Source organism: Parageobacillus sp. NEAU-HV-2, assembly GCF_059115485.1.
Genome location: NZ_JBXUJJ010000016.1, coordinates 17,367 through 30,280, shown reverse-complemented (window position 1 = coordinate 30,280; position 12,914 = coordinate 17,367). Strand labels below are relative to the sequence as shown.

Annotated in this window: 10 protein-coding genes; 6 read left to right on the top strand and 4 right to left on the bottom strand. The window is 46.7% G+C overall.

Annotation, left to right across the window (positions count from 1 at the left end):
* Window positions 1–196 precede the first annotated feature (196 nt).
* Entirely contained in the window at window positions 197–1,576 is a 1,380-nt protein-coding gene (gene rlmD / locus AC1WMD_RS17325; protein WP_494258094.1) for a 23S rRNA (uracil(1939)-C(5))-methyltransferase RlmD, read from the top strand.
* A 7-nt stretch (window positions 1,577–1,583) separates the two neighbouring features.
* Here rlmD and AC1WMD_RS17320 read toward each other — a convergent pair whose 3' ends face one another.
* Entirely contained in the window at window positions 1,584–1,880 is a 297-nt protein-coding gene (locus AC1WMD_RS17320; RefSeq protein ID WP_494258093.1) for a hypothetical protein, read from the bottom strand.
* Between the two features lie 305 nt (window positions 1,881–2,185).
* Between AC1WMD_RS17320 and AC1WMD_RS17315 the strand changes: the two genes are divergently transcribed.
* Window positions 2,186–2,677, top strand: a complete 492-nt coding sequence (locus tag AC1WMD_RS17315; RefSeq protein ID WP_494258106.1) for a BclA C-terminal domain-containing protein — start codon at window positions 2,186–2,188, stop codon at window positions 2,675–2,677.
* A gap of 68 nt (window positions 2,678–2,745) precedes the next feature.
* On the opposite strand, the gene AC1WMD_RS17310 is transcribed toward AC1WMD_RS17315, so the two are convergent.
* Window positions 2,746–3,981 carry a hypothetical protein gene (locus AC1WMD_RS17310; protein ID WP_494258092.1) on the bottom strand — a complete coding sequence of 412 codons (1,236 nt, stop codon included), beginning with the start codon at window positions 3,979–3,981 and terminating at the stop codon, window positions 2,746–2,748.
* A gap of 586 nt (window positions 3,982–4,567) precedes the next feature.
* On the opposite strand from AC1WMD_RS17310, the gene AC1WMD_RS17305 reads away from it, so the two are divergent.
* The 4 genes from AC1WMD_RS17305 (at window position 4,568) to AC1WMD_RS17290 (ending at window position 10,569) form a co-directional block, all read left to right on the top strand.
* Window positions 4,568–4,909, top strand: a complete 342-nt coding sequence (locus AC1WMD_RS17305) for a heterocycloanthracin/sonorensin family bacteriocin (protein WP_088124097.1) — start codon at window positions 4,568–4,570, stop codon at window positions 4,907–4,909.
* Window positions 4,910–5,066: 157 nt separating this feature from the next.
* The gene (locus AC1WMD_RS17300) at window positions 5,067–7,037 is read left to right on the top strand and encodes a putative thiazole-containing bacteriocin maturation protein (protein WP_494258091.1); all 1,971 of its coding nucleotides are present in this window, start codon (window positions 5,067–5,069) and stop codon (window positions 7,035–7,037) included.
* Window positions 7,037–8,980 carry a TOMM precursor leader peptide-binding protein gene (locus AC1WMD_RS17295; protein WP_494258090.1) on the top strand — a complete coding sequence of 648 codons (1,944 nt, stop codon included), beginning with the start codon at window positions 7,037–7,039 and terminating at the stop codon, window positions 8,978–8,980. The genes AC1WMD_RS17300 and AC1WMD_RS17295 overlap by 1 nt, the downstream gene beginning before the upstream one ends.
* 11 nt (window positions 8,981–8,991) lie before the next feature.
* Window positions 8,992–10,569: a SagB family peptide dehydrogenase gene (locus AC1WMD_RS17290; protein ID WP_494258089.1), complete on the top strand. Its 1,578-nt coding sequence runs from the start codon at window positions 8,992–8,994 to the stop codon at window positions 10,567–10,569.
* Window positions 10,570–10,785: 216 nt separating this feature from the next.
* On the opposite strand, the gene AC1WMD_RS17285 is transcribed toward AC1WMD_RS17290, so the two are convergent.
* A complete protein-coding gene (locus AC1WMD_RS17285; RefSeq protein WP_196219158.1) occupies window positions 10,786–10,869 on the bottom strand; it encodes a YjcZ family sporulation protein in 84 nt (27 codons plus the stop codon).
* Window positions 10,870–11,294: 425 nt separating this feature from the next.
* On the bottom strand, window positions 11,295–12,584 hold the full coding sequence (locus AC1WMD_RS17280; protein WP_494258088.1) for a Gfo/Idh/MocA family protein: 1,290 nt from the start codon (window positions 12,582–12,584) through the stop codon (window positions 11,295–11,297).
* Between the last annotated feature and the right edge of the window lie 330 nt (window positions 12,585–12,914).

The following is a 12,914-nucleotide window of genomic DNA, read 5'->3' as shown; positions in this document are numbered from 1 at the left end:
TCTATATAAGACTTCTGATGGATAAGAAGTTTGTCGCAGATTTTTTCGACTGTCGGAGGCAAGTCTTTGACTTGCCTTCGTCACGCTAATGCGTGACAGTCGAAAAACATCGTGCTCCTTGGATAAAAAGCTCAAAAGACGAAATATCAAGTTATATTTTTTATAGCAGAGTTAGTTCCTCGAAAGGTGAAGAACAATGGCAAACATCGAAGCACCAGTAATGAAAAACGAATATTATGATGTGACATTTGAAGATTTGACGCATGATGGATTAGGCGTTGCGAAAATCGACGGTTTTCCGGTTTTTGTCAAAAACGGGCTGCCGGGCGAGAAGGCAAAAATCAAAGTCATCAAAGTGAAAAAAGGGTATGGCTACGGACGCCTTATGGAGCTGCATGAGCAAAGCCCGGACCGCGTCGCGCCTCTGTGCCCGATTTATAAGCAGTGCGGCGGCTGCCAGCTGCAGCACTTAAGCTACGAAGGGCAGCTCAAAGCGAAACAGAAACATGTGAAAGAAGTGATGGCGCGCATCGGCAAATTGGAAAATGTCATCGTTCATCCTGTCATCGGCATGAACGACCCGTGGCGCTACCGCAACAAAGCGCAAGTGCCTGTCGGCGAGCGCGAAGGCGGGCTAGTCGCGGGGTTTTACCAAGAGCGCAGCCACGAAATTATCGATATGGATGCTTGTCTCATCCAGCAAGAGATGAACGACATTGTCGTACAGACCGTGAAAAAGATTTGTGAAAAATACAAGGTGCCTGCCTATAACGAAGTGACGCATAAAGGGGTGCTCCGCCATATTATGGCGCGTTACGGGGCAGTGACAAAAGAAGTGATGGTCGTCCTCATTACGCGCACGGAAGAGTTGCCACATAAAAAGAAAATTGTGCAAGAAATTATTGACTCCGTGCCAAATGTAAAATCGATTATCCAAAACATTAACCCAAAAAAGACGAATGTGATTATGGGTGACGAGACGAAAGTATTGTGGGGAGCCGAATGCATTTACGATTACATCGGTGACATTAAATTCGCGATCTCGGCTCGTTCTTTCTATCAAGTCAATCCCGAGCAGACGAAAGTGTTGTATGAAAAAGCGTTGGAGTATGCGCAATTAACGGGAGAAGAAACGGTCGTGGACGCCTACTGCGGCATCGGCACCATTTCCTTGTTTTTAGCGAAAAAAGCGAAAAAAGTATACGGGGTGGAAGTCGTGCCGGAAGCGATTGAAGACGCCAAGCGCAACGCGCAATTAAACGGCATCACCAACGTTGAATTTGCCGTCGGCGAGGCGGAAGCGGTCATTCCGAAATGGTACGAACAAGGCATCCACGCCGATTGCATCGTCGTCGACCCGCCACGCAAAGGCTGTGACGAAGCCTTGTTGCAAACGATCATCGCCATGAAGCCAGCGCGCGTTGTGTACGTTTCCTGCAACCCGGCGACATTGGCAAGGGATTTACGAATCCTCGAAGACGGCGGTTATCAAACGATCGAAGTGCAGCCGGTTGACATGTTTCCGCATACCGCGCATGTGGAGTGTGTTTCACGGCTAGTGTTAAAAAATGATTGAGCGTGTTTTAACCTTTTACACACTCAACCGGCGCAAACTTGTAGTAAATTTTAACTTTTTGGTTGTTATCTACTTCTATCCGTTCAATAAACCGTAAAACCATTTCAGTGGTAAGCGTTTTGAAGGATAGAAATTCATTTAATTGCTTTCTGATGGTTGATAAGTCGGTGGTGGACTGACTGTCAACCATCGCTTTTTTTATTTCTGCTTTTTCACTCTCTAGTTGTTGTAACTTGTCTTGTACCATGCAAACAAAGTCGTGATAATCTTCCTTTGAAATGTCCCCACCGATGAATTTCTGCAAGGCCCCTTTTTTGTAACATATGGATTAAAGACTCCACTTCTATGAACTGAAAAAATCTACAAGAGAAAGAGGCAATACCTCCTTTTGGTTATCTTATTCTCCGAATATTAAATCGCCTAATTTTGAGCCTAATTTTGATATATAAACACTTAACCTATAACTTGTCTAATCAAACTTATTATCCTGCTCATATACTGAAGTATCCTAGTGAAAAGAGGTGAAACATATTGTCAAAACATGGGAAAGAAAATTGTAATGGTAACAATAAGCCAAGGGTAAGATGTGATTGTACTAATGGGCAAGCGGTGATAGTGCATGGACCTGGATCAGCAGGACCTCCAGGACCTCCGGGACCTCCGGGACCTCCGGGACCACCAGGTCCAGGTGGATTATCCGAATACGCCTATATTTACAACTTAACTCCTCAAACGGTAGCTGTAGAGGCTCCTGTCATTTTTGATTCAAATGGAATAATTACACCTGGAATTACGCATGTCCCAGGAACCGCTCCAATTATAGTTAACACTCCGGGAGACTACGAGGTTACTTTCTCCGTGTCGGGTACAGAATCCAACCAATTCGCACTATTTTTAAATGGCGTGCCGGTTCCGGAAACAGTCTACGGTTCAGGTGCCGGCACTCAGCAAAACAACGGTCAGGCTATAATCGCCATAGCAGCCGGCGATGTTCTTACCCTTCATAATCATTCTTCTGCTGCAGCGGTTGGCCTTGCGTCTGTGGTAGGAGGCACACAAGCAAACGTAAACGCTTCTATTGTTATAAAAAAATTAAATTAGTATGGGTATGGAAGGAAAAAGGCTTGAGGGAAAAAAATATTATCCCTCAAGCCTTTGCCTTTAACCTTTTATCTTTGATCCGAAATGGTTGCGTTATTATTAAGCGCACTTAATAGAGCAAGATTATCATATGGAGGACCAAATGTTGTACCTGCAAGCAAAACAATATCAAATTCATTCGGTGGGGTTCCCCATGAGTTTCCTAAGAAGGTTGTGAATGCACCGTCTACTAAAAATCCCCCTTTTGTATTGTAAACCACATTATTGTTAATAGGACCTGTCACATTCGGATTAATATACATTCCTGTCCTTAAAGAATGGAAAGTATTATTCATCACCGAAATAGCAATGCCTCCTTGAGGCACAATCGCTCTGTTAACAACCCAGCTGCTCATAGGCAATGCTTGTGGTGGCCCGTAAATGGTATTATTGATGATCGTCGTGTTATTCCCGGCAATTTGGATAAATTCTTTTTGATAAGGAATATCGCTTGTCATCGTTAAACCATCGATTGTCGTATTCGGAGCAGTAATTAACATTGCAATAATGTCTGCTTGCAAGAATAGAAGGGTACCTGGTTCTCCTTTTAAAGTAATTCCAGGCTTATTGACTACAATTTGCGATGTAATTGGATACGTTCCGCTTAGAATATGAACAGTTCCACCTGGATTCACCGCAGCAATTCCTTGAGGAATCGTTCCAAAAGGATTTGCTCTACTGCCATTTCCACCAACAGCACCAGCTTGAACATAAATATTATCCAAATCAACGACCTGATTTACGGCTTGGTCAAGAGCAGCTTGGACACTAGCAACGGAAGGGTAACCTAAAGCAGGCCGATTATCTAGCAATTGCTGGGCAACATCATTTTTAGCTGCTTCTGATAACGCGTTATATTCTGTAAGGTTTAATCCAAGCAAAGGATTTTCGATGGCGGTTCTCATCTCCGGAACAGTTGTTGCAGCATTGACAGCAGCTAAACCGACAACTTGATTTACGGCTTGGTCAAGAGCAGCTTGGACACTAGCAACGGAAGGGTAACCTAAAGCAGGCCGATTATCGAGCAATTGCTGGGCAACATCATTTTTAGCTGCTTCTGATAACGCGTTATATTCTGTAAGATCCAATCCAAGCAGAGGATTTTCGATGGCGGCTCTCATCTCCGGAACAGTTGTTGCGGCATTGACAGCAGCTAATGCAATGTCTGCTGGTGTAGGTTCATGCACTTGCACGATTTGCGTATTGGTACAACCACATGTCACCCTCACCTGCTGCACATTTTTTCTTTTTTTATGTTCTAGCAATGTGTTTCACCTACTTTCAACTTTTATTAAGCTATTTCAGTATATGAGTAGAATCATAAAATGCTGTAGACTAAGGTTTATATTATCAAAATTAAGCGATTTAACCATTTTTCCCGAATCATCTCCTTCCTCTACACGAAGGAAGGAGGGATATGATTCGGAAATTTTTTGATCCATAAAAACAAACGTATGTTTTATGACCAAACTATCCAATCAGGAAAGGAAAGAACGGAATCTATTGAGAAGACTTCCGACGCAGGCATCGAGTGGAAGAAGGCCGCCTTCTTCTTAGCAGCAGCTTCTTCGATGGAGATGGTAACCGCCTCTTCATAGAATGAGGGTGGGAGAGGTTCGTACGGTTTTACGAAGCCTCAATGAAAATAGGCACTTCAATCAGTAAAATAGGCACTTCAATCAGTAACAACCACCCAACAGAGCACATAGCTTGTTGATGAGAGTACTCGAAGTAGTCGGGGATGTATCTGAATTACAGATATCTTTCTGATTACTTTCGTTCTACTCTCACCCCTGTCTCTGGTTGAGTCGCCAGAAACCAAAAAATTTATAACGATAAGGATGGTGTAAAATGTATAATTTTCAAAATGAACTTCAAATGTTAGGTTTGGATGATTTCGTGGCGGATGAGGTGATGGTTTGGGATCCTCAAACTCAGTCCTATATTATTGAGGATGCTCGTCAATTTGGCGGGCGTTGTGGTGGACGTTGCGGAGGACGCTGTGGTGGACAGTGTTTTGGCCGTTGTGGAGGACAGTGCTTTGGTCGTTGTGGAGGACAGTGCTTTGGCCGTTGTGGAGGACAGTGCTTTGGCCGTTGCGGTGGACAGTGTTTTGGCCGTTGTTTCAACTGCTTTAGCTGCTTCCATTGCTGGGGGGGCGGTTTTGGGGGAGGTTTTGGCGGAACTTTCTAGTCCCTTAGCGCAAAAAGGTGATTACCTAAGAGGAATGGACTGCCCCTGCATAATTCTCTGCAGGGGTCCCTCTTTATGAAATAAACATAAAGGACAAATAGAAGTACATAAAATGATACTACGCATTTAGAACAACTTACGGATACGGAGGGGTAGAATGAAAAATCTGAACGCTTCCTCGCGTCTGAAGGTGAAAAGAGACACGTTTTTTCTCCCTGATCCAAACGGTGGTGTGTATTTTAGGAATAACTTCAGCTCATTTCGTATGAAAGGCAATACAATCTACCAGTGGATTGAAAAACTGATGCCCATGTTCAACGGAGAGCACACATTGGGAGAATTGACAGAAGGATTATCGGCCCCATATCGGAACAGGGTATATGAAATTGCAGAAATTCTGTACAAAAACGGCTTTGTTCGGGATGTGAGCCAAGACCGTCCGCATCAATTGGACAGCAAGATCCTCCAAAAGTATGCTTCACAAATTGAATTTATAGAAAGTTTCGTTGATTCCGGTGCGTTTCGTTTTCAAGTATATCGTCAATCTAAAGTATTGGCAATCGGCTCTGGCCCATTTTTGGTCTCATTGGTTTCTGCGTTGATCGAATCTGGATTGCCTAAGTTCCATGTTCTGATTACAGATTCGATGCCTACTAATCGGATGCGGTTGAAGGAACTGGCGGAGAATGCCCGTAAAACGGACTCCGAAGTAGCAATAGAGGAGATAACTCTACAGAAGGGAGCGGGTGGGAGTTCTTGGCGAGAAGTGGTGCAGCCATTTGAGTGGATTTTATATGTCTCGCAGGAAGGCAATGTAGGGGAACTACGGGCTCTTCATGCCGTTTGCAGGGAGGAGAAGAAGGGGTTTCTCCCCGCCATATCTTTGCAGCAAGTGGGTTTAGCGGGTCCATTAGTGCATCCGGACTCTGAGGGATGCTGGGAATCCGCATGGCGTCGCATACACCGATCCGCGCTTCGCGAAGACCGACCGTTGCAAACTTTTTCTTCAACAGCGGGAGCAATGTTGGCGAATGTAATTGTATTTGAATTATTTAAAAAAGTTACAGGAGTGACTAAATCGGAACAGAGAAATCAGTTTTTCCTTCTCGACCTGGAAACATTGGAAGGTGACTGGCATTCGTTCATACAACATCCACTGGTGACGAATGAATGTGTGGCGGCTGAATTGATTCAAGATCTTGATTTGAGGCTTAATCAGAATTCGAGCCGCAATGATCCGAGTAGATTGTTTCATTATTTCAATCAATTGACATCCGCAGAATCAGGAATTTTCCATATATGGGAGGAAGGCGGCTTGAAGCAGCTTCCGTTGGCCCAGTGCTGCGTTCAAGCTGTTAACCCACTATCGGAGGGACCGGCTGAGCTGCTTCCAGAAGTTGTCTGTGCAGGTCTAACACATGAGGAGGCGCGGCGGGAAGCGGGGTTGGCTGGGATTGAATCGTATGTATCACCAATGATAGATTTACTTGTTACGTCATCTTTAAACCGCGAAAAAGAGGTTGGTGTGATCACACCACAGGAATTTATTGGTGTCGGGGCAGGGGAAACGATTGCGGAAGGCATTTGCCGGGGATTGCAAAAGTGCTTGGACGAGGAGCTGAGCAAACGGCAGGTTAATCGAAGGGAACCTATTTTTCGGGCATGGTTGGGTACGGTGGAGGATGATCGTTGCCGTTTTTATTTGCAGGCACTGACGACGATGCATGGACCGCCGACGATCGGTTTGGGAGAGAAGGTGTTAGGCTTTCCTGTGGTATGGGTTGGCACGGGTGGCCGCTGGTATGGCAGTGCCGGCTTGAATATAACAATGGCGTTGCGGAAAGCGCTAGAGCAGGCGCTTATGGATGCACAAAATCAAGCTCAAGCGGCTTCACTCCGAATACAAGCGCTGGAGGATTCCTCCATTCTTCTTAACGAAGAGGAGCCATTAAGACTTGAGATCCCTGCTTGTGAAGAAACGGCACAATTGGAGCTCTTGCGGTCCGCCATGCAGGTCTTGAAACAGAACGGGATGCGGCTTTTCGTCTTTGATTTAGCGATAGAACCTTTTTTGAAAGAGGAACTAGCAGGGGTGTTTGGCGTGCTGTTAAGAAAGGAGAATTTCTGATGGGTGCTTGCGTATTGATGGTTGGAGAAGGGGTATTGGCAGATTTTGTGTATGAAAAATTGTCCGTTCAATATCAGGTAGTTCGGCAATTTGATTTCGAGAAAGGAGTTCCGGAAGAAACGGGTTTGGCTCTAGTGTTGCACGATGCTTGGCATCCCTCCGTTCATCACAAGGCGGAAGAGGTGTTACGACCGTTAGGCATTCCATGGCTTCGGGGCTTCGTTTCATTTGGTGAGGGCGTGATCGGTCCGCTAGTTCGCCCTAATACACCGGGATGTTCCCAGTGTGCTGACATGCGACGCCTTATAGCGGGGTACGACCGTAAGGAAATGTGGGAGCTGCAACAGATGATGGCAGTGCAAGGAGGAATACAACGTGATGCATGGGCATCACGAACCGGACTTTTGCAGATGGCCTACCTAATCGCCGCGGAAACGCAGAGGGTGTTAGAAGGCAGTCGTGCCCACTTAGAAGAAAAGGTGTTCCTAATCAACCTGAAAACATTAAAGAACTCATGTCACTTCTTTCTGCCCGACCCGTTATGTACGGTATGTGGCCAATTACCCGACGATTCACCGACAGCAGCCCAAATATCGCTGCAACCAAGTCCGAAGATCAGCGCTGACAGCTACCGCTGTCGTCCGATAGAGGAGTTGAAAGAAGTACTGGTCAAAGACTATCTAGATTACCGAACTGGATTATTGAATGGTAAAATGCATCATTTCGTGCTGCCGTTTGCGGATGTCGTTGTCAATATGCCAATGTTTATAGGCGACGAGGGAGTGGCAGGCCGGACTCATTCCTATGAGATTAGTGAGTTAACCGCCATTTTGGAGGGATTGGAGAGATATTGCGGCATCGAACCTCGTGGCAAACGAACGGTGGTTTATGACAGTTACCGAAACCTAAAAGATCAAGCACTCAACCCATTAAAGGTAGGAGTGCATGCGGAGGAACAGTATGCGCGACCCGATTTTCCGTTCAAACCGTTCCATCCCGATCGTCCAATGAATTGGGTATGGGGCTATTCGTTTTTACAAGAGCGTCCGATTTTGGTCCCAGAGCTGCTTGCATATTACAGTTTAGGAGGTGGGGATGGCTTTGTCTATGAAACTTCCAACGGATGTGCATTAGGCGGGAGTTTAGAGGAAGCGATTTTCCATGCCATTTTGGAGGTGGTGGAGCGCGATTCATTCTTGATGACTTGGTATGCGCAGCTGCCTCTTCCGCGTCTTGACCTTCGTTCCGCTAACGATAAAGAATTACAGTTGATGGTTGACCGTGTACGTGCGGTGGCGGGATATGATCTGTATTTTTTCAACTCAACGATGGAACACGGGATTCCAAGCGTCTGGGCAGTGGCGAAAAACAGGAAACAAAAGGGGTTGAATCTCATCTGTGCCGCTGGAGCTCATCCGGACCCCCTACGGGCGGTGAAAAGCGCGATTCACGAGTTAGCAGGCATGATGCTTGTGCTTGACGAGAAATTTGAGGCAAACCGAAAGAAATATGAGAAAATGTTACACGATCCGTTATTAGTACAGCAGATGGAGGATCATGGCATGCTGTACGGTTTGCCGGAAGCAGAGGAGCGCCTGCAATTTTTGTTGGATGTTCATCGTCCGTTGCGAACGTTTGAAGAGGAATTCAAGCAGCAAACGAAGAGTGCGGACTTGACAGATGACCTGCGGGACATTCTTCAGAAGTTCCGGCGATTGAACCTCGAGGTAATTGTGGTGGACCAGACAACACCGGTAATCAAACGAAACGGATTATATTGCGTGAAAGTACTGATTCCGGGAATGTTACCGATGACATTTGGGCATCACCTTACCCGCGTGACAGGTCTGGAGAGGGTGCTTCGGGTACCAATGGAACTCGGGTATACGAAACAACCGCTCACGCTTGAACAGCTTAATCCACATCCCCATCCGTTCCCATAGGAGGCAGGAGGATGAAGCTAGAGACATTTTTACACCATCTTCATTTTGACATCGATAAGATTATGCCGCCAGATTGGAAGGTGGATTGGGAAGATGCGCCGCTTGCGTATAAGCTGTACCGCAATTTGCCAGTGATTCCGCTTTCTTCAGAAGTACCGTTAACGTTCGAGGGAAGGGAAGCGTCTGGAAAGCTCGACCTAGAAGAAATAGGTCATTTTCTTTGGTACGTTTTCGGCCTTACTCAATTTTGCCAGCTATCCTTTTCCATGGGTCCGACGGAACAAGCGGCAAACCTAATGTACTTGTACCGGCGTTTTGTTCCTTCCGGAGGGGCACTGTATCCAAACGAATTATACGTGTATTTGAAAATGGAGGATGTTCCAGAAGGAGTGTACCATTACGATGTGGCACACCATCGTTTGGTATTGTTGCGGGAAGGCAATTTCGATTCCTATCTAGCTAGGGCCTTGGGCAATCGCTGTGACGTGTCGGCTTGTTTCGGTATTGTTTTTGTATCGACAATGTTTTGGAAAAATTTCTTTAAATACAATAATTTTGCTTACCGTCTGCAAGGGCTGGATGCTGGCGTGCTAATCGGGCAGCTGTTGGAAGTGGCGAAACAGTTCGGCTTCGCATCGGCAGTGTATTTTCAATTTCTTGATAGGGCGATCAACCATCTGCTTGGACTATCCGAACAGGAAGAGAGTGTATATGCGGTTATTGCATTATCTGTGGAGTCTTCCATCACTTGGTTTGATAACGATAATTTAGAAGAAAGTGTTTCTGCCACTGAATTGTGCAGAGAATTGCCAGCAGTTCAGCATCATTACTATATTCGGTCGCAGAGGATCATTGACTATCCGATGCTGAGAAAAATGAATGAAGCGTCGATGTTGGAATCACCACGATCATTTCGGCAGATTAAGGTAGAGGAGAAAGGTGCCTGTGAGGTGCAAGCGGTAGTTCTGCCTTGCGTGAAGCGGTTATCGTATGATCTGGCGTCAGTCTGCGAGAAGCGATATTCACCAGGTATGGATTTTGTTTTGGGAAAGGTAAGTCAAGAACATTTGGCCACTTTGTTGCGAGAGGCGACGCTTTCTTTCACGTATCGAAATGATTTAGATGGAGAACATGAGAAGCCGCCGTCCCGTGTCTCCCTGTATGGCTGTTTTTATAACGTTGAAGATGTTCCAAATGGTGCTTACTACTATGACAGTGCTGCTCATGCGTTAGGACGGATACGTTTCGGAGATTATCGGCACTACCTGCAATACGGAATGTCAATGGACAATGTCAATCTGTTCCAAGTACCGCTTTGTCTACACGTGGTAGGAGACAGGGATCACCTTCAAATGGAATTAGGGTACAGAGGGTATCGCATTCAACAAATGGAGGCGGGGATGCTCGTGCAACGACTGCTCTTGGTGGCGTCTGCCATGGGGATGGGCGGGCACCCGCTTCTCGGATTTGATGTGAACTTATGCGATAAACTTTACAAGATCGATTCGCGAGGAAAAACAAGCTTAATCCAAATCCCTATCGGACCTTGTCGTCCTCGCGCTTGGTTAAAAGGGAGTTTGCGCAGTTAGGAGAGACATGAGTAAAGCTCTAATTTTGTTGCAAGTAAACATATAATTGTTTTATAGCTATTTCCCATTATTAATAGCAAACAAATATTTATGAGTTTTTGGAGCAGTAAGGGAAACAAAAGAGTAATTGCGTTGCCAAAGTAAAGAAAAATAAATGAATAAAAAAAGGACAGATCTATATGATCCATCCGGTAAAGCTTTGAAAAGGATTCTAGATTAGTAACGACCGAAAAAACAACTGCATCCAACAATAATTAAAAGGATAAACAGCACAACAATTAAAGCAAAGTTTGACCGCAAGCCACCTGACATTTTGTACACCTCCTGTTTTGCATGGATAGTACATCTTATGTAAAACATAACGAGTCTGTATAAGGCAAACATTTAATTTTGCGAAATTAAATACAGCTAATGAAAAAACGATGAATCAGTTTCAGCATTCTTTGTACAAAAAGATTTTGATGTTATCGTTATCGATGATGTATAAAAGTTTGTGTAAATGATGTTTAAGACAAAAGAGATGAGAGTGAAAAAAGTTCCTGCAAGTATAATGGCGTTGTGCAAAGGAAAATGATAGCGTGGTTTTGATTTCCAACGTCAGAACCATAAAAAGCTGAAACCGCCAACCAGGAGTTTCCCTGATTGGCGGTTTTTTTCGTACGCCCAACAGGCGGAATTTCTTGGATGATGTCCAGAGAGGAGGTGGTCAGGTATGTAAATCCCAGCTAAAGCGATCTCGTCTGATTGGATGTAGAATCCCGCATCCGGCCCTCCTGCCAGGCTTCGGAAGCTGTGCAGGCTTCGGCCAGGGCTAGGTCGGCTACGGCGTCGTCTGGCGTCACCAGTCCGCTCCAGTTCGGATCTTGGATCATCCGACAAAAGTCTAGGAAGCGGGCCTGGGCCATCGCCTCATACCATGCTTGTCGATCCACCAATGACAACGTCCGCCGATATGGTAGGCGGGAAACGAAAAACGAGGATGTACGATCGGGCGCCGATATATCGGAAGACAACCGCGATGCGGCCCATGCCCGTACCTGTTCGCCAGCGTCCGCCACTGGTTGCGTAGGCACCGTGTCGAGCAGGGCGTCGATTAGTTCCGCCTGTTCTGCCGAGAGCACGCCCTCGACGTACAGCTGTTGGGGAATCCAGCCTTCGAGCACAATCCGCCCTTGAGCACAGTGGACTTCCCACTGCGTCGACTCGGGAGCGTCCGCCTCCATTGTGAATCCGTGGTAATACTGAACCGGTACGTATTCGTGCAGGAGTTCGGAGCCTGCTTCTTTTGGCGCCACTCGCGCTTCCTGTCCATGGCCCTGACGTGTGCAGCCGCGGTGAATCACGCTCGCCCACACGCGCGACTGTTCGCCGTTCGCTTCGGTTACGGCGAAACCATGCGCATCTTCAGGTTCGCCAAACCAGTGCCGGCCGACTTCGAAGAAGTGAACGCCATGTTCGATGAAAATGCCTCCGCTCCGTTCGCGGTTCCAGAACCAATGTCCGGATGCGACACGGTGTGCGGCGTTGTGGAGACTGGCGTGGTACACACGACCCAATAGGTGGTGGCGGAGCATCCATTCGACCGCTTCCACCAACGGGTTGTAGCGCAAGACCAAGTTGACGGCGAATGCGCGCCGTTGTTTCGTTGCGAGCTGGGCAGTGCTCTTCAGCGCCGCTGAAGTCAGTGCCCCTGGTTTTTCCAGCAACAGGTGCTTGCCTTGCGTCAATGCCAGCTCGCCGAGCGGTGTGTGAAGGTGGGGCGGTGTCGTCAAGATCACCACGTCGATGTCCGGATCGCGGATAAGTTCGGTTGCTTCCCGATATTCGCGCGGGAGAACGGCATCGGATCGACGATGGCGATAGGCGTTCAGCACGCGCTGGCGCTTTTCGTCAGTACGGCCGGCAACGGCCGTCAACTGAAATTCGGGCAACCGCGCAAGCGCGCCGGCCAAGAATGCAGCGAAAGCGCCAGCGCCGGCAATACCCACGCGGTATGGTGGGAGCGGATAAGACATGGCGTCTTCTCCTCCTTTATCACGAATGAATCCATATTATCCATATTATGTTGACAATTGTATTATACCGCAAAGCTGGTCTCTGACGCTCTTCATTTTGCGTCCGCCTCAGCACTGGGTGCACGTGAAGTCGCAGGCCAGCAGGATCGTTCCGCAGCTGCACGGGGATCTCAGTGCAAACTCGGTGTGATCTACCCAAACGACATCGATGCCACGACGATTATACCAAAAAGCGTTTTACTTGCCATCATTATGGAATATTATGTATACTATTATTAGCAACCAGAGATATTGAGTGCTAACAACTAACCTCTTAATCTTTCATTTTTT